Source organism: Pseudomonas helmanticensis (genome assembly GCF_900182985.1).
GTDB lineage: Bacteria > Pseudomonadota > Gammaproteobacteria > Pseudomonadales > Pseudomonadaceae > Aquipseudomonas > Aquipseudomonas helmanticensis.
The window spans coordinates 2,080,784-2,098,428 of record NZ_FXUY01000001.1; the positions used below are offsets into that span (position 1 = coordinate 2,080,784).

Annotated in this window: 11 protein-coding genes; 5 read left to right on the forward strand and 6 right to left on the reverse strand. The window is 62.3% G+C overall.

Annotated elements, in window-relative coordinates; all coding sequences use genetic code 11:
* Positions 1 to 163 precede the first annotated feature (163 nt).
* A complete protein-coding gene (locus tag QOL84_RS09355) occupies positions 164 to 10,687 on the reverse strand; it encodes an autotransporter-associated beta strand repeat-containing protein (RefSeq protein WP_283437022.1) in 10,524 nt (3,507 codons plus the stop codon).
* 511 nt (positions 10,688 to 11,198) lie between these two features.
* Between QOL84_RS09355 and QOL84_RS09360 the strand changes: the two genes are divergently transcribed.
* Together QOL84_RS09360 and QOL84_RS09365 are read left to right on the forward strand one after the other, a co-directional pair.
* The gene (locus tag QOL84_RS09360; protein ID WP_283437023.1) at positions 11,199 to 12,158 is read left to right on the forward strand and encodes a nucleoside-specific channel-forming protein Tsx; all 960 of its coding nucleotides are present in this window, start codon (positions 11,199 to 11,201) and stop codon (positions 12,156 to 12,158) included.
* Between the two features lie 15 nt (positions 12,159 to 12,173).
* The gene (locus tag QOL84_RS09365; protein WP_283437024.1) at positions 12,174 to 13,196 is read left to right on the forward strand and encodes a purine-nucleoside phosphorylase; all 1,023 of its coding nucleotides are present in this window, start codon (positions 12,174 to 12,176) and stop codon (positions 13,194 to 13,196) included.
* 136 nt (positions 13,197 to 13,332) lie between these two features.
* Here the strand turns inward: QOL84_RS09365 and QOL84_RS09370 are convergent, their stop codons facing one another.
* The 3 genes from QOL84_RS09370 to QOL84_RS09380 all read right to left on the reverse strand — a co-directional run bounded on the left by QOL84_RS09370 (position 13,333) and on the right by QOL84_RS09380 (position 15,463).
* Entirely contained in the window at positions 13,333 to 14,289 is a 957-nt protein-coding gene (locus QOL84_RS09370) for a quinone oxidoreductase family protein (RefSeq protein ID WP_283437025.1), read from the reverse strand.
* 30 nt (positions 14,290 to 14,319) lie between these two features.
* On the reverse strand, positions 14,320 to 14,493 hold the full coding sequence (locus QOL84_RS09375) for a DUF1427 family protein (RefSeq protein ID WP_080750762.1): 174 nt from the start codon (positions 14,491 to 14,493) through the stop codon (positions 14,320 to 14,322).
* Positions 14,494 to 14,671: 178 nt separating this feature from the next.
* Positions 14,672 to 15,463, reverse strand: a complete 792-nt coding sequence (locus QOL84_RS09380) for an AraC family transcriptional regulator (RefSeq protein WP_283437026.1) — start codon at positions 15,461 to 15,463, stop codon at positions 14,672 to 14,674.
* A gap of 136 nt (positions 15,464 to 15,599) precedes the next feature.
* Between QOL84_RS09380 and QOL84_RS09385 the strand changes: the two genes are divergently transcribed.
* A complete protein-coding gene (locus QOL84_RS09385) occupies positions 15,600 to 15,827 on the forward strand; it encodes a DUF6555 family protein (protein ID WP_122590498.1) in 228 nt (75 codons plus the stop codon).
* Between the two features lie 39 nt (positions 15,828 to 15,866).
* On the forward strand, positions 15,867 to 16,139 hold the full coding sequence (locus QOL84_RS09390) for a hypothetical protein (RefSeq protein ID WP_129391798.1): 273 nt from the start codon (positions 15,867 to 15,869) through the stop codon (positions 16,137 to 16,139).
* 24 nt (positions 16,140 to 16,163) lie between these two features.
* Here the strand turns inward: QOL84_RS09390 and QOL84_RS09395 are convergent, their stop codons facing one another.
* Positions 16,164 to 16,331, reverse strand: a complete 168-nt coding sequence (locus QOL84_RS09395; RefSeq protein WP_129391796.1) for a metallothionein — start codon at positions 16,329 to 16,331, stop codon at positions 16,164 to 16,166.
* Here QOL84_RS09395 and QOL84_RS09400 point away from each other — a divergent pair.
* Positions 16,272 to 16,565: a hypothetical protein gene (locus QOL84_RS09400; protein WP_283438678.1), complete on the forward strand. Its 294-nt coding sequence runs from the start codon at positions 16,272 to 16,274 to the stop codon at positions 16,563 to 16,565. The genes QOL84_RS09395 and QOL84_RS09400 overlap by 60 nt on opposite strands.
* Positions 16,566 to 17,191: 626 nt before the next feature.
* Here the strand turns inward: QOL84_RS09400 and QOL84_RS09405 are convergent.
* Positions 17,192 to 17,644 (reverse strand): DMT family transporter, encoded by a 453-nt coding sequence (locus tag QOL84_RS09405; RefSeq protein ID WP_283437027.1) that lies wholly within the window; start codon positions 17,642 to 17,644, stop codon positions 17,192 to 17,194.
* Position 17,645: the final 1 nt, after the last annotated feature.

Here is a 17,645-nt window from a genome sequence, read left to right on the forward strand (position 1 = left end):
TTCTAGCAGAGCCCGGACAGCCGGACCGAAAGCCACAGATCAAAGGATCGCAGCCTGCGGCAGCTCCTACATAGATCCCCTGTAGGAGCTGCCGCAGGCTGCGATCTTTTGATCCTGAAAAAAAACCGCCCTCACGGGCGGCTAAAAGTGCTTCGACCCTTAATCAGAAGCCAAGGCTGAAGCTCACCGTCATCGCATGGTCATTGTTGTCATTCGACAGTTGCCCCGAATAACCAATGCCCAGCTTGCCGGTCGGGCTGATCTGAAAGTCGACACCCGCTTCGACAATCGCGCTGTCCTTGGCAATCGGCACGCCCTGCGTGCTGAACGAGGCGCCGCCGTCGATGAAGCTCAGGTCGGCGTCAGGCTTGGTGTCGCCAAAGGCATGCCGCCAGCCGATGGCCGCGCGCGGGGTGAATTGCCCGCCGTTGGCCAGGGTGATGACTTTGCCGGCGCGCAGGCCGAGGGTCGAGAAGGTGATGTCCTGGTCGGCCTCAGCCCTCAGACGCCCCTCCCCGCCTTTTTCCTTGGCCTTGTCGCTGTCGTAGTTGACGTACGCCAGGCCGGCGAAGGGTTCCAGGGCAATCCCGGCGGCTTCAATCGTGTAGCCGACTTCACCGAATACCTGCGCGCTGCGGGCGTCGTAGTTAGCTTTCAACCGGTCGTTGTAAGTCCCGACGCTGACGTCGCGTTTGGTTTCGATGTCGTGCCAGCTGTACGCCGCGCCAAGGCGCACCGCCAATGCATCGAACTGCGAGTTGAGGTATGCCGCCAAGTGGTAGCTTTCGACGGTGGCATCCGAGCGACGATCATGCGCATCGAGGTCGCTGCGGGTGTAACCGGCGGCCATGCCCACGCGCCACTGGTCATCGAGTTGCTTGTCGGTGCCGAGCATGAAGCCGCTGAGGTTGCGGTCGAGGCTGGCGCTATTGCTGTCGCCATCCGACTCGCCCCAAGCGCCAAGTGCGCGGGCCCAGCCGACCATTTCGCCGTGGCAACCGTTGCTGCTCAGCTGGTTGTCGCTCGGTGCCAATGCACGGCGTGGATCATCGGCTGCGCTGCACGACGGCTGGCGCATACGGTCGTTGACCGCTTCGCGCACGTAACGCGAATCCTCGAGGATGGCGCTGGCGGTGCTGGCGTGGATTTCTCCGGACAGGCTGTCGAAGGCACTGCGCGCACCAGCGACGCTGAGGTTGACGATTTCGTTCTGCAACGTCGCCCCTGCCGCACCATTGCGCATCAGCGCCAGTGCGGTGTTGCGCTGGTTCTTGGTGGCGGCGACATCGGCAAACGAGTTGCCATTGCGGCTGACCACCAGGTTCACCGCGTTGGCGTCATACACCAGTGCCGAATCGAGGAACGCGTATTGCGGCAGGTCTGTGGCGCTGAAGGTCCCGACCACACCGCCACCGGCGGTGATCAGCGAGTACACGGTATTGCCGGTGAACGGTGCCAGCGAGTTGACTTGCAAGCCGCCGCCCAGCGTCGCTGTGCCACCGACCGCCAACGGCGTGGCGGTTGGCGAGCTGATGGTCAGGGCCAGCACGCCATCGGAGGCGTTGGTCAGGTTGCCGGCGACACTCAACGTGCCCGCTTCGGCGCCGGATTGCACCACACCGTGGTTGACCACCGAGCCAACGCTGCCATTACCGCTCAGCGCAGCGCCGTTTGCCACGGTGACTTGGCCACCGAGCGAGGCCCGCGCGCTGCGGCTGCCGACTTGCAGCACGCCTTGATCGACCGCCACGGTGCCGCTGAACGGGTTATCGCCGGTCAACAGCAAGGTGCCGGTGCCGCGTTTGGCCATCGCGCCAAGCCCGCGCAACGATCCATTGAACTGACCGTTGAAGTTCTGCACGAAAAACAGTGAAGCGTTGTTGAGGATGTTGCCCTGCAGGCTGGTGGTGTTACCGATCAGCGTACCGCCACTGACCGTGGTGCCACCGCTGTAGGTGTTGGCGCCGCTCAATACCAATGTGCCGGAATCGAGTTTCTCGATGCCGCCAGTGCCCACCAGCGGCACAGAGATTTCCGCACTGCCGCCACTGTTGACCCGAATCGGTGCGAGGCTGCCGTCCGGTCCATTCACCGGTGTCAGCGTGCCGCCGGCACCTGGGGTCAGGCTGTAGCCATTGGCCAGAAATTGCAGGCCGGTGAAGTTCTGATTGCCCTGCACGGTAACCGTGCCACCCTGCCCGCCAAATACCGCGAACTGACCGTTCGACGCGAGTGCCTGAGTGCCGTTCGGATCAGTCCAGTTAGTACCTGGCCCCCATACGCCGCTGCCGCCGCCGATGCTGCCATCCGGATTGGTCTTGTCACCGTTCCAGAACTGCACTTCACCCGGCGTGCCTTGCACCAGCAGGTTGATCTGATTGGCAATCGCCGTCTGCAAGGTGAGATTGGACGCCGACACCGGCAGGCTGCCGTAGACCAGACCGTTGTCGGTCAGGCTGCCGCCGTAGTTGAACAGTTGATAGACACCAATGCCGAAGCCGCCGGCATTGCTGACGTTGAGCGTGCCGTCGAGGGTCAGGTTGCCGGCCACGTTGACCACGGTGGTCGAGCTGGTTGCCGAGCCGAGGCTGAAGTCCAGATTGGTCCCCGACGACAACGCAAGCGCACCCACCGACAGCGGCGTTGCTGTGCCGCCACCGACCAGCGTCGCACCGTTGGCCAGTTGCACCGCGCCGCCGAACTGGCCGCTGCCGCCGACGCTTGCGCCGCTGGCAACGTTGACGTTGGCACTGTTGAGCGTGCCGTTGACCAGCAGGCTGCCGGCTTGCACCGAGGTGTTACCGGTGAAACCGTTGTTGCCGGTCAGGAGCAAGTCACCGCTGCCGGTTTTGTTCAGCGTGCCGGCGCCAGTGAGGTTACCGGTGTAGCTGCCATCGGCATTCTGCTCGAAGGTCAGCGTGGCATTGTTGACGATTGCACCTTGCAGGCTGCTGGTGTCGCCGAATGTGCTGCCGCCGTTCAGCGTGGTGCCGCCGCTGTAGGTGTTGGCGCCGCTGAGGGTCAGATCGCCCGCGCCATTTTTCACCAGACTGCCAGCGCCAGTAACAGCGCCGATCAGCGTAGTGTCCTGGTTGCCAGCGAGGGTCAATTGCCCGCCCAGATTGATCGCGTTGGCCAACTGCAGCGCCGAGGTGCTGTCGAGGCTGCCGTTGCCGGTCACGTTCAAAGCACCGCTGCTGATCGCGCTGTTGTTGCCGAGGATCAGCGTGCCGGCGTTGAGCTGCGTGCCGCCGCTGTAGCTGTTATTGCCGTTGAGGGTCAGGCTCGAAGCACCGGTCTTGATCAGGCTGCCGCTGCCGCTGACATCGCCATCCAGGGTCAACACATTGGAACCAGCGACGGTCAAGCCACCGCTGACCACCACATCATTGGCCAAGGTCGCGGCGGTGTTGCTGTCCAGCGCGGTGCCATCGGCGGCGGTCAATACACCAGTGCCGAGCGCCGCGTTGTTGCCAACGACAATCTTGCCGCCATTGAGCGCCGTGCCGCCGGTGTAGCCGTTGGCTGCGTTGAGCACCAGCGTACCGGTGTCGTATTTGCCCAGCGTGCCGCTGCCATTGAGCGCGACACCGATGGTTGCCGTGGCATTCGGGTCAACCCGCACCGTGGCATTGCCCATCGAACCGTTGACCAGGTTCAGCGAACCCGCCGTGCCGTTCACCAGGCTGTAGCCATTGGTGACGAACTGCAGGCCGGTGATGGTTTGCGCGCCGTTGACGGTGACCGTGCCGGCCGCGCCCTGGAACACCGCGAAGTTATTGCCCCAGCCTTGGTTGGTGGTGCCGTTGACGTCAGTCCAGTTGGTGGTGCCAGTACCCCAGGTGCCGCTGCCACCCTCGACCGAATTGTTGGCGACCAGCTGATTGCCGTCCCAGAACTGCACGGTGACGCCCGGTGCAGTTACCAGCAGATTGATCTGATTGGCCAGCGCGGTTTGCAAAGTCAGATCACCCGGCGTCACGCTGCCCGGCACGCTGCCGATCAGCATGCCGTTGTCGGTCAGGCCGCCGGTGTAGTCGATCAAGCGATAGACGCCGCTGCCGAAACCGCCGATGTCGCTGACGTTGAGGGTGCCGTCGAGGGTCAGGTTGCCGCCGACGCTGACCAGCGCGTTGCCGCCACCTGCGACCGGTGTGCCAAGGCCGACGTCGAAGTTGGAGTTGCCGTTGAACACCAGCGAACCGACATTCAACGTGCTGCCGGTAACGCCCGCCAGGTGAGCGCCATCGGCCACCGTCACGGCACCGCTCAAGGTGCCGCTGCCACCGAGGGTGCCGCCGTTGTTGACCAGCACATTGCCGCTGGCCAGCGAGCCGTTGACCTGCAGAGTGCCGGCGTTGACGTTGGTGTCACCGGTCAGGTCGCTGATGCCGCTGAGAGTCAGGGTGCCGCTGCCGAGCTTGGTCAGACTGCCGTCGCCGCTGAGAATGCCGGCGAAGGTGCTGCTGATATTGTTGCCGCCCAGGCTCAGCGTATTGCCCGTGCCGATCAGCGCAGTGCCGCTGCCGGTGAGGCTGGCGAGGCTGCCCGAGGCGCCGAGATTGAGCGCCGCGCCGCCGGCGAGATTGACCGTGGCATTGTTGCCGAGCGCCGCACCACTCAGTGTGGTCAGGCTGCCGGCGAGCACATCGAAAGTGCCGCTGAAGGTGTTATTGCCGCTCAGGGTCACGTCGGCCAGACCGTTTTTGGTCAACGTGCCAGCGCCCGCAACGATGCCGCCGAGGGTCAGGTTGTTGTTACCGGCCAGCGCCAGATTCGCGTTGACGTTGAGGTTATTGGCCAGCACCAGTGGCGCGGTGTTGTCGAGTGTCGAAGCGCCGGCCACGGTCAGCGCGCCGCTGCCCAGAGCCGCGCCCGTGCCGAGCGTCAGCGTACCGGCGTTCAGCGTGGTGCCGCCCGTGTAAGTATTGATGCCGTTGAGCGTCAGGTTCGACGCGCCGTTCTTGATCAGTCCCCCCGCACCGCTGACAACACCGCCCACGGTCAGGTTATTGCTGCCGGTGTTGCTCAGATTGGCGTTGAGCACGACGTTATTGCCCAGGCTCAACGCACTGTTGCTGTCCAGCGCCGAGGCACCGGCCACGGTCAGGTTGCCCAGACCCAGCGCCGAGTTGCTGCCGGCGGTCAAAGTGCCAGCGTTCAGGGTGGTGCCGCCGAGGAAGTTGTTGTTGCCGCTGAGGGTCAGGTTCGACGCGCCGTTTTTGCTCAGGCTGCCGGCGCCGTTGACCGTCCCGGCCAGGGTCAGATCCGATGTGCCAACGATGCCGAGGTTGCCGGCCAGATTGACCGCGTTGTTCACCGACACGGCAGTGCTGGCATCCAGCGTGGTGCCGCCCGCCGCGTTCAACGTGCCGGAACCCAGCGCCGAGTTCGACGCCAGAATCAGTCCACCGGCATTCAGCGCCACCGGGCCTAGGAAGGCGTTGTTGCCGCCGAGGGTCAGGTTGGCCGCGCCGGTTTTGATCAGGCCACCGGTGCCGCCAATCACACCATTCAATGTCAGCGCATTGCTGCCGACGATGGTCAGGTTGCCGTTGAGCGTCGCGGCGTTGGCCAGGGTCACTGCGGCGTTGCTGTCCAGTTGCGTACCGGCGTTCGCCGTCAACGTGCCGGTACCCAGTGCAGTGTTGCTGCCGACGATGATTTTGCCGCCGTCCAGTTGCGTGCCGCCGGTATAGGCGTTGGCACCGCCCAGCACCAAGGTGCCGCTGTCGAGTTTATTGAGGATGCCGCTGCCATTGATGTTGGCGTTGATGGTCGCCGTCACGCCCGGATCGACGCGCAACGACGTGGTGCCGCCAGTGCCGTTGACCGCCGTGAGTTGCCCCGCCGCGCCGTTAACCACGTTGTAGCCGTCGGTGAGGAATTGCATGCCGGTAAACGCTTGTGTGCCGTTCACCGTCACCGTGCCGGCGGTGCCCTGGAATACTGCGAAATCGCCGGCCCATGGTTGGTTGACCAGACCGTTGGCATCGGTCCAGTTGGTGCCGACCGCATTCCACGTACCGCTGCCACCATCGACCACGCCGTTGGCAATGGTCTGGCTGCCGTCCCAGTAACGGATGTTGACGTTCGGTGCCGACACTTGAATGTTGATCTGATTGGCCACGCCGGTCTGTACCACCAGATCGCCGAGGCCGTAACCGACCGGCACGCTGGCGACATCCAGCCCCAGATCGGTCAGGGCGCCGGCGTAGTTGAACAGGCGATACACGCCGACACCGAAACCGCCAGCATCGGTGACGTTGAGATTGCCGTTGAGCGTGAGGTTGCCGCCGACATTCATCAGCGAGGTGGTCGACGGTGTTGCCAACGCCACATCGACATTGCTGCCGGCCGCGAGAGTCAACGCACTGGCAGACAGTTGGTTGCCCGACGACAAGGCCAGATGCCCGCCGCTGTTAACGTTCACCGATCCAATCGCCGAGCCGGTACCGGTCAGCGTGCCGCCGGTATTCACATTGACCTGCGCACTGGCCAGCGAACCGCTGATATCGACGGTACCGCCATTGATCGCGGTGTTGCCGGTAATGCCATTGATGCCGGTGAGGTTCAAGGTGCCGGTGCCGATTTTAACCAGGCCACCGCTGCCGCTGAGATCGCCATCGAAGGTGCTGGTGACGTTGCCGCTGCCGACGGTCAGCAGGTTGCTGCCGGTCAGTTGCACACTGCCGCTGCCCGTCAGCGCACCGAGGCTGGCGTTGCTGCCCAGATTGAGTCCGGCGCCGGCGCTGATGTTGACCCCGGAGGTGTTGCCCAAGGCGTTGTTGTTGAGCGCGGTGACGCTGCCGGAGACGATGTTCAGCGCGCCGGTGAAGGTGTTGTTGCCAGCCAGGGCCAGGTCCGACAGACCGTTTTTGGTCAGGCTGCCGGCACCGTCGATGATGCCGTTCAAACTCAAATCATTGTTGCCGGCGACGGTCAATCCAGCGTTCAGCGTGATCGCGTTGCCAATGCCGAACGAAGCGCTGTTATCCAGCGTCGCCGCGCCGCCGACGATCAATGCGCCGCTGCCCAAACCGTTGGCATTGCCCAGGGTCAGCGTGCCGGCGTTGAGCGTGGTGCCGCCGCTGAAGCTGTTGTTGCCGTTGAGGGTCAGGTTGGCCGCGCCGCTCTTGATCAACTGGCCAGTGCCGCTGGTGACACCGCCGAGGGTAAGGTTCTGCGTGCCGCCCACAGTCAGTGCGGCGTTCAGGGCGACGGCATTGTTGAGGCTGACCAGCGGCGAGTTGCTGTCGAGTGTCGCCGCGCCGGCAACGGTCAATGCACCGGAACCGAGGGCCGAACTGTTGCCGACAGTCAGGGTGCCGGCATTCAGCGTGGTGCCACCGAGGTAGTTGTTGGCGGCATTGAGAATCAGATTGGCCGCGCCGTTTTTCACCAGACTGCCGGCGCCGCTGACCAGGCCGGTCAGGGTCATGTTCGCCGTGCCGGCGATGTTCAAGGCACCGGCGAGTGCCACGGCATTGTTCAGGCTGACGGCCGTGTTGGCGTCCAGCGTGGTGTTGGCCGCCGCGTTCAACGTACCGGAGCCCAACGCATTGTTGCTGCCGACAATCAGTTTGCCGGTGTTCAACGCGGTGTTGCCAAAATAAGTATTGGCGCCGTTGAGGATCAGGTCGGCAGCGCCGTTCTTGGTCAGCCCACCGATTCCGGCGACCACGCCACCGAGGGTCAACGCGTTGGTGCCACCCAGGGTCAGGGTGCCGCCGAGATTGACATTGTTGGCCAACGTTGCGGCGGTACTGGCATCCAGTGAGGTGCCGTTCGAGGCGTTGAGTGCGCCGGTACCGATTGCAGTGTTGGAGCCGACCACCAGCGAACCGGCGTTCAGCGCGGTGGTGCCGGTGTAGGTGTTATTCCCGGTAAGCGTGAGACTCGATGCACCGGTCTTGATCAGGCCATTGCTGCCACTGATCACCCCGCCGAGGGTCAGCGCGTTGGCGCCGCCGGCGGTGAGGTTGGCGTTGAGAATCACGTTGTTGCTCAGGGTCACGGCGGAGCTGCTGTTGAGCGTGCCCGCACCTTCCACCGACAACGCGCCGGTGCCCAATGCGGCGCCGTTGCCGACGGTCAGGCTGCCGGCATTCAGCGTGGTGCCACCGCTGTATGTATTGGTGCCGGTCAGAGTGAGATTGGCGGCGCCGTTTTTCACCAGTTGGCTGGCGCCGCTGATCACCCCGCCGAGGGTCAGCGCGTTACTACCGCCGATCCCCAGGCTGTTGTTGAGGATGACGGCGTTGTTCAGGGTCACCGCCGCATTACTGTCCAGGGTAGCTACACCGCCCACGGTGATGTTGCCGCTACCCAGCGCCGCGTTGGCGCCTGCGGTGATCGTACCGGCGTTCAGCGCAATGGCACCGAGAAAGGTGTTGGCGCCGTTGAGAATCAGGTTGGCCGCGCCGTTTTTGGTCAGCCCGCCGCTACCGCTGACGATGCCGCCGAGGGTCAGGTTGGCGCTGCCGCCGACGTTCAGATTGCCGCCGAGCGAGACCGCGTTGGTCAGTGCGACTGCGGTGCTGGCGTCGAGCGTGGTGCCCGCCGCCGTGGTCAGCGCGCCAGTGCCGAGCGCGGTGTTGGAGCCGACAATCAGCGTGCCGGCATTCAGTGCGGTGCCGCCGGAGAAGGTGTTGTTGCCGCTGAGGCTCAGGTTCGCCGTGCCGCTCTTGATCAGGTTGCCGGCGCCGCTGACGACGCCGCTCAAGCCCAATGCCTGGGTGCCGCCAATGGTCACGCCGCCGGCCAGTGCGACGGCATTCGCCAGTGTCACCGCAGCAGTCGCATCCAGCACAGTGCCGGCCGCCGCACTCAGTGCGCCGGTACCCAGCGCGGTGTTGCTGCCAACGAACAACGTGCCGGCATTGAGGGCGGTGTTGCCTGAGTTGCTGTTGTTGCCGGTCAGGGTCAGGCTGGCGGTGCCGCTTTTGGTGATGCCGCCGGTGCCGCTCAACACGCCGCCGAGGGTCAGCGCATTGCTGCCGAGCACGTTGAGCGCGCCGGTCATGCCGATGTTATTGGCCAGCGTCACGTTGGCGGTGCTGTCGAGGCTGGTGCCGGCGGCGGTGTTCAGCGCACCGCTGCCCAGCGAGTTGTTATTGGTCACCAGCAGGCTGCCGGCACTGAGTGTGGTGGTGCCGGTGAAACCGGAGTTGGCGCCGCTGAGGGTCAGGCTGCCGCTGCCGGTTTTGGTCAGGCCGCTGCTGCCGCTGATCAAGCCGCCGAGCGTCAGTGCGCCAGTGCCGCCGGCGGTCAATGTGCCGCCGAGGCTGATGGCGTTGGCGAGGCTGATCGTGCCCGGCGCGCTCAAGGTTGTCGCGCCGGTGACGTTGAGGGTGCCGGTGCTGAACGCCTGATTGTTGCTGACCTGCACGGTGCCGCCATTGAGCGTGGTGTTGCCCAGATAGGTGTTGGCAGCGCTGAGGTTCAACTGGCTGGCGTCGAGTTTGGTCAGGCCACCGCTGCCGGAAATCACCCCGCTCAGCGTGGTCGCGTTAGTGCCTTGCACCGTCACGCCGCCAGCGCCGAGGGAGATCAGGTTGCTGATGTTCAACCCGGCATTACTGGCCTGCAGAATCCCGCCGTTGGACGTGAGCACGCCGCTGCCGAAGGTGGCGTTGTTGTTGAAATTGGCGATACCGCCGTTGAGCGTGGTCGCACCGCTGACCAGTGGCCCCTGCAAGGTCCAGGTGCCGCTGTTGAGGGTCAGGTTGTTGAAGTTGACGTAGGTGGCGCTCGACGCCGTGCCAGTCCCGGTGATACCGCCGCCGACGCCGGCCGGGTTTTGCAGGATCAGACTGTTGGTGCCGCCCAAACCACCATCGACCGTGCCGGTCGGAGCGAACGTCAGGTTGATGTTGATCAGGCCGCCAAGCCCGACACTGACTTGCACGCCGTCACCGACCTGCACCGAAGAACCGGTCACCGCGGTGAAGGTGTTGGTGCTCCCCGCGCCCATCGACACACCGCCGGTAATCGCACCGGCGTTGGTGAAGGTGTTGCCCGCCGCTGAGGTTTCGAAGGCAATACGGCCGTTGATCACACCGGTGTTGCTGTTGGTCATGTGGACCTGCGAGCCACCGTAGACGCCGATCACCGGAGTATCGGCCAGGGTGATGCCACCGATCGAGAGTCCGGTCGAAGTGATGGTGCCGTTGTTGGTGAGGGTGGTGGTGCCGGCAGCGGCGTTGTTCACCGCGATGGCCAGGCCATTGACGCTGGTCAGGTTAAGCCCAAGCAACATGCCGGTACCGCGCATGATCGCGCCCGTATTGTTGAGCACATTGACCGTGCTGGTCGCGCCGTTCCCGATAAATGCACCGCCGCTCAACACCGATATCAGCCCAAGGACTGCCGGATCCATGATGCCGGAGTTGTTCAGGGTGATGCCGACCCCCGTCAGATCCATGACATGCCCGCCAAGGGTCGCGTTCATCTGCGCGCCGCTGTTGACGTTGACCGTCAGGTTGTTCGTGGCACTGGCGAAGTCGTTGGGAACCAGTGGCAGTGGCGGCACCCCCGTACACGTCACGATTGAACCGGCCGTGGAGCATGTGGCCAGCGCAGGGGCACTGATCCCGCCGAACAGCAGCCCGGCGACGCTCAGATGCACAGCAAGGGAAAGAGGGGAAAAACGCGAAACGAGGGCGACACCAAACCTTGCTTCCACGGGCTACTCCTTGTCGTGGCCAATTTCTTCCTTGAAGGCGTGCAAAGCCGTGCTTATTCCACACGCGAATCAAGACTGCGACGGTCATCACAAAACCGTTGATTGGGGACAAAGCTAGTAGACGCCCGGCAATGGGGCACGGATTAAATGGTGTTAATACTTTAATACTAGAGGCGTCTGGAATAAGCGTTTCAGCCCGTATCCATGGGGCTCCAACCCGCCGCAGCCACCTGTAGGAGTGAGCCTGCTCGCGATAGCGGAGTGTCAGTTAACGGATACTTTTCTGACACACCGCCATCGCGAGCAGGCTCACTCCTACAGGGGTTTTGCGGTAATCAGGTATTGCTGATCAGTCCGTCAGTTAAATTTGCGAATTCATCGATATTTCATGGCATTGAAAAAACTGGTACGCCTTGTGCAAACGTTTGCGTAACGTCAATCTCAAGGTTTTCGTAACAAAACCGTACAAGCCCACGGAACACGGGCCTCGATCCGCAAAAAAGGACTTTGAATGCACACCGCATCCCCCTTTCGCGCACCGTTTGCGCGCACGTTTGCTGTTTCCTTGCTTCTTGCTGGCGTTACCGGACTTCTCAGCGCCAGCGCTTTCGCTCAGCCCGCGCTGCCGGAAGAATCCGCCCAGGGCGAAGCCCTCAGCCCGGAAGCCAGCCCGCCGAAAAAAGGCGAATACCTGTCGGACTGGTACAACCAGGATCTGATGCTGATCGGCAGCAAAGACATCAGTTTCGGCCCGCAGCCGTCCGACGACATCTACCTGGAATACGAGTACTTCGGTCGCAAGGGTCCGTTCGAACTGTACGGCTACATCGACGTGCCGAAAATCTTCAACATCGGCAACAGCCACGACAAAGGTGTCTGGGATCACGGCTCGCCGCTGTTCATGGAACACGAACCGCGTATCTCCATCGACTACCTCGCCGGCCGCAGCCTGGCCATCGGCCCGTTCAAGGAATGGTACGTCGCGTTCGACTGGATCTACGACCACGGCAGCCGCAAAGAGAACCGCGCCAACACGCTGTACAGCGGTTTCGGTACCGACATCGACACCCACTCGCGGGTCAATCTGTCGGCCAACCTCTACGGCCGTTACCAGTGGGAAAACTACGGCGCGAGCAACGAGTATTCGTGGGACGGCTACCGCGCCCAGCTCAAGTACATCGTGCCCATCGACAAATTCAGCAACGGCGCTTCGCTGACCTACATCGGCTTCACCAACTTCGATTTCGGCTCCGACATCCACAAGGACAACCCGGCACGCACCGCCAATGCGACGGTGGCGACCAACGTCTTGCTCTACTCGTTCACCCATTTGCGCTTCACCCTGGTCGGGCGTTATTTCCACAACGGCGGCAACTGGGAGGACGGCAGCGAGCTGAACTTCGGCGACGGTGATTTCCGCGCACGTTCCAATGGCTGGGGTTACTACGCCGGTGTCGGTTATCAGTTCTGATTTTCAGGAGGTTTCATGCAAGCAATCACACGTCTGACCCTGGCCGGTCTGGCCCTGCTCTCTTCTACCGCCGGGGCGGCCGAGGCACCGATTCAACCGAAGGTAGTGCTGATCACCATGTTCGCCCCCGAGGCGCAAAACTGGATTGATCGTCTGCAGCTGAAGCAGGAAATCCGCGTACCGGGTCTGTCCGCCGAGTACCCGAACATCCGCTGCAATGCGCAGCAGGTGTGCCTGTTGACCACTGGCATGGGCCAGACCAACGCCGCCGCCTCGACGCTCGCACTGGCGTTGTCGCCGAAATTCGACTTGCGTAAAAGCTATTTCCTGATCGCTGGTATCGCCGGGATCAGCCCGAAACACGGGACCATCGGCACCGCCGCATGGGCGCATTATCTGGTGGAATTCGGCACGCAGTGGGAGATCGATTCACGCGATGCACCGTCGACCTGGCCGACCGGTTATCTGGGCATCAACAGCAAAAGCCCGAACGAAAAACCGCCGCTGGACTACAAGACTGAAGTGTTCGAACTGAACGCGAAACTGCAAGACAAAGCCTTCGCCCTCAGCCACAAGGTCGAACTGAGCGAGAGCAAGGAATCGGCGGCGTGGCGCCTGAAATATCCGTCGGCGCCGGCCAATCAGCCACCCGTCGTTACCCGTTGCGACACACTGGCCGGCAACACCTGGTTTTCCGGCACGCGCCTGAGCGAACGGGCCGAGGTCTGGACCAGACTGCTGACCGACAACAAGGGCGAATATTGCACGACGCAGCAGGAAGACAACTCGACCTATGAGGCGCTATTGCGCGCCAGTCGTGAAGGGCTGGTGGATGTACAGCGCCTGGCGGTGGTGCGCGCCGGCTCCGATTTCGACCGCCCTGAACCGGGCGGCAGTGAGGTAGATAACTTGCTCAAATATGCTGACCAAGGTGGATTTGTGCCGGCGCTGGAAAACCTTTATCGCGCAGGGAATCCGCTGGTGCAGGACATCCTCAAGCACTGGTCGGCCTGGGAAAACGGCGTTCCCGCCCCTTAAGACCAACACAAATCCCTGTGGGAGCTGGCTTGCCAGCGATGGCGGCGGAACAGGCGAGGAATTACTGCCTGGACTGACGCTATCGCTGGCAAGCCAGCTCCCACAGGTTTTAGGGTTTTAAGGAGATCTTGGTGGGTCAGGGAATGAGGATGACTTTGTCACCGCCACCCTGATTCACCTCGGCGTAACGTGCCAGGCCGTCGGCCAAAGGCGACTCGACCAACCCCTCCGGCAGCGGCAGCAAGCCTTCATCGAAGAACCGCCCGAATTGCTCCAGCATCGCCGCGCAGGCGGCAACGCCGTACAACAGCGAATTGATCCCGACCACCGAACCACCCTTGCGGTACAGCGCCAGTGCCGGCAGTTGTACCTGTCCGTCGACCGGTGCGGCGATGATTGCAATGCGTCCGAACGTGGCCAACGCCGCCACCGACGCTGGCAGCCAGAAACCGGTGGTGTCGAAGATCACATCGGCACCGTCGCGATATACCGCGTGGACCTGCGCACCGAGGTCTTCGGGTTTATCCAGTTGAATCGTCTGATAACCCTGCGCCTGCAAATCCTTGACCTGCTCGGGGCGTCGCGCTGCTGCCAGCAATTGCGCTCCGCGCACTTTCGCCAAGGCCAATGCTGCCGTCGCCACCGCGCCGCCGCCGATCACCAGCAAACGGGTTTCGGCGCTGACCAGACTGCGTTCCAGTGCATCCCATGCGGTGGTGTACGGCACGCCGAGGCTGGCGGCCTGGCTGAAACTCAAGTGCGAGGGTTTGTGCGCCACGCCATTGGCCGGCAGTTTGACGAATTGCGCGTGGGAACCGTCGGCAAAGAAACCCAGCTCACGACCGGTGCCCCAGACTTCCTGACCGATCAGCGCCTGCGGGCCTTCGACCACCACCCCGGCGAAATCCCGACCGGGGATGCGTGGCAACGTGGTGTAAGGAAAACGGCCGAGGACATTCTTCACGTCGCTGGGGTTGAGGCCGGCAGCCTTGATCTGCACCAGAATTTCGTCAGGGCCGGCCACCGGCGTCGGCACCTCGACGTAGCGCAGGGAGGACAGGTCGCCGGTTTTATCGAATTGCAGTGCTTTCATGGGGACATCCACCAAAGGAGAAAAGAAAATTCAGGACAACCAACCCGACACCAGTTGCCGGCCCATCGGCCACAACTGCTCACCGGCGAGCATGCCGAGCAAACCGACCAGCGCGATGGCCGGCGGCGCGGGCGAACGGAAGTCGAGCGCGCCATACAACAGGCCGACGCCCAGACCGATGGCCAGCGAAATCAGATAGTTCATGGGGAGCAACTCCGCCGCTTGAAGGAATGAGCAGAGTCTAGGGAATCGGGCGCGAAGGCATCGGCCAACGACTTCTGAATTTCGGCCAAATTCTCACCTGTAGGAGCTGCCGCAGGCTGCGATCTTTTGATGTTGATGTTAAAAAACAACATCAACAGATCGCAGCCTGCGGCAGCTCCTACACGCTTACGGTTTGGGTGGTGTTGAATTGTGAGGGGGCGACGCCCAGTTCGCGGCGGAACATGTCGCTGAAGCTGCTGGGGGAGTAGCCGAGTTCGCGGGCGATGACACTGACCGCCACGCCCTGAATCAATTCCGCCACCGCCGTCGCCAGTTGCACCTGGCGCCGCCATTCGGCAAAGCCCATGCCGAGGCCATCCTTGAACAACCGCGCCAACGTGCGCACGCTGGCCCCGGCATTTTCCGCGTGCTGCTCAAATGGAATCTCCAGCGACGGCGCCGCCATCACCGCCTGACACAGATTCATCAGACGCCGATCGGAGTCATCCGGCAGCGGGATCTTCAACTGCGAACGCCGTGCGCGTTTCAGCTCCAGCAACGCGAGGCCGACCAACGCCTCGTAATAGGCCGGCTCGCCACTGTCGCCCTGCTCCACCAGCCCGACGATCAACTCGCGCAGCAAACCACCGACTTCAATCACCTGCACGGTCTGATCCAGCGTCGCCGCCAGCGCCGGGCGCAAGTAGATATTGCGCATCTGCAGATCCGAGACCACACGAATCCCGTGTGGCACACCGGGCGGCAACCACACCGCACGCTGCGGCGGCACCACCAGCGCTTCATGCGGCGTCTCGACCCACATCACCCCGCTCATCGCATACAGCAACTGCCCCCAGACATGCTCATGCGGTTCGATGAACAAGCCACGCGGATAGGTCCGCGCCACACGTTGCACGGGCACATCGGTGTCACTCAGATCGGGGGGCGCGGCGAGGGCCATGGCGAGCATTCATTGGGGTTGGCGGAGACAGCATGGTAACCAGTGCATCGATGCGTCGCCAATGATAGATACCGTCGGACAATCCGAATGAATTTTCCCGTGGCGCCGCGATCCTTCTATTACCACAGGGAGGAATACGGGCTTTATGAACAACGCAAAACTCTACGTCATCGAATACACCCTTCACGGCGCCGCCAAGTCGTTCATTATCCGCTCGGACAAAATGGACAACGCCGAGGCTTGGCACTGGGCGAGCTGCGACGCCGGCGTCGGGCGAATCCCGCGATTTGGCCGGGAAAAGGTGCAGAAAACCAGCAAACCGATGGCGGAAAAATTCGGCGTCGAAAATGTCGTGTGGCGACCGACCAGCTAAGCTTTGCGCAGCGATCGGCAACATTCGGGGGAATGCACAATGAGCAACATCTGCAGCGCGGCGCATCTGGACTACGGCCTCGACACGCTCTTTGGGCGGATTACCAAAAGCGTGGATTGTCGCGTGGGTCTGGAAGCGGTCGAAGATGATCCGTTTCGTTTCGCGCTGAGAGTCCCCGCGCCGTTACCCGAGGATCTCGATCAGGCGCAGACCGTGGTGGTCAGGGTTGAAGGCCGACGGCTGCAAGGGACGGTGCGGCATACCGAGCGCATGGATGATGCGAGTTTGAAACTGGAAGTGGAGCCTGATTAGGCTCCACTTTTTTTGTGGCCGCGGTTATTTGGGATGCGCGCAATGGCAGCCCTTGCTTGAGCACTCTTCGCCACTCTTGTGGTGGTGCGCGCAGGCTTCGCAACAATAGTGTTTACCGTGCACGGCGTAGGCATGTTCGCCTTCCTTGATGGTGCACTTGCACCCGGGGCAATCGCATTTTCTATCAGGCATGGAACAGACTCCTTTTTGGGTGGTTGTCTGAGGCTTTATAGGCAAGCCTTGATAACCAGTGTAGGAGCTGCCGCAGGCTGCGATCTTTTGATTTTGTTTGGGATTTGGATTGGGATTGGGATTGGATTGAGATTGGGGATTGGATTGGGTTTGGGGGCATATCCGTTGCTGCGGGTGCTGCCGCTGACGGTTTCGCTCTTACAGCGACTCACTTTTCCAAACGCCGAAAAGTAAGCAAAAGGCTTTGCCCCGGCGTACGGCACTTCGCTGAGGCTCAGTGTTCCCTCGCTACGGTGTCCATCCGGGGGCATCGCCTACGGTTTGCTTCGCTGCACCTCCTCTCGATGTATGCGGCTGCGCCGCACGGCGCTGCGCGCCTACCCCCGGATGAACACCTACGCTCGGCCTGCCGAAGGGGCAAAAGATCAAAAGCCAAAGCAAGATCAAGAGCCAGAGCCAGAGCCAGATCAAGAGCCCCTCACCCTAGCCCTCCCGAAACGTCGGACCGCCCGTAGGGAGAGGGGACTGACGGCGTGGACTGGAAGAGATACGCCGACGTGCGATTCCGTGTTGAACTCAGGCTTTGAAAAGCCCAAAAATCGGCTCCCTCTCCCTCGGGAGAGGGCTGGGGTGAGGGGCAGCAACAACGCAAATCAAAAGCCGAACACCCACGCTCTTCACCACTCAATAGGCCGAGTGTCAGCTCGCCTGCTCCTGATCTTGATCCACGGGCGACGTCGGAAGGCTGAGTGGAGGGATTGATCCGGGGGTGGGAGCGCGGCGACCGTTTGGCGCAGCCAAACCCATCGAGAGGAGGTGCAGCGCAGCAAACCGTAGGCGATGCCCCCCCGAAAATAAAATCACCCAGCCGAACGCGAACTCCGATACATAAACACCAAAGCCAACCCCAGACACCCCATCGCCAAAACCCGACTCGAAGAAAGCTCAATCGCCGGATTCCCCAACCAGCCAAAGTTATCAATCAACATGCCCATCCCCAACTGCCCGACAATCACCGCCACAGTAGCCACAGCCGTCCCCACCACTGGCACCGCACCCACCATCACCATCATGTAAACCACCCCGAACAACGCCCCTGTCAGCTGCCACTTCGGCACATCCAACAGACTCACCGCCTGCGCCGGTTCAAAAAACAAAATCAACAACCCGGTCACCACCGCACCCACCGCAAACGTCAGCAAACTACTGCGCAACACCCCGACGGTCTCGCCCAGACGCCCATTGATCGCCGCCTGCACACTCAACACCGCACCGGCCAACACCACCACCGCCAACAAAATAACCAGACCCATC

Coding starts and splice junctions, on each gene's coding strand:
- QOL84_RS09405 (WP_283437027.1), bottom strand. CDS start 17,644: ATGGGTCTGGTTATTTTGTTGGCGGTGGTGGTGTTGGCCGGTGCGGTG.
- QOL84_RS09380 (WP_283437026.1), bottom strand. CDS start 15,463: ATGCTCGCCATGGCCCTCGCCGCGCCCCCCGATCTGAGTGACACCGAT.
- QOL84_RS09395 (WP_129391796.1), bottom strand. CDS start 16,331: ATGCCTGATAGAAAATGCGATTGCCCCGGGTGCAAGTGCACCATCAAG.
- QOL84_RS09370 (WP_283437025.1), bottom strand. CDS start 14,289: ATGAAAGCACTGCAATTCGATAAAACCGGCGACCTGTCCTCCCTGCGC.
- QOL84_RS09390 (WP_129391798.1), top strand. CDS start 15,867: ATGAGCAACATCTGCAGCGCGGCGCATCTGGACTACGGCCTCGACACG.
- QOL84_RS09365 (WP_283437024.1), top strand. CDS start 12,174: ATGCAAGCAATCACACGTCTGACCCTGGCCGGTCTGGCCCTGCTCTCT.
- QOL84_RS09385 (WP_122590498.1), top strand. CDS start 15,600: ATGAACAACGCAAAACTCTACGTCATCGAATACACCCTTCACGGCGCC.
- QOL84_RS09375 (WP_080750762.1), bottom strand. CDS start 14,493: ATGAACTATCTGATTTCGCTGGCCATCGGTCTGGGCGTCGGCCTGTTG.
- QOL84_RS09400 (WP_283438678.1), top strand. CDS start 16,272: ATGTTCGCCTTCCTTGATGGTGCACTTGCACCCGGGGCAATCGCATTT.
- QOL84_RS09360 (WP_283437023.1), top strand. CDS start 11,199: ATGCACACCGCATCCCCCTTTCGCGCACCGTTTGCGCGCACGTTTGCT.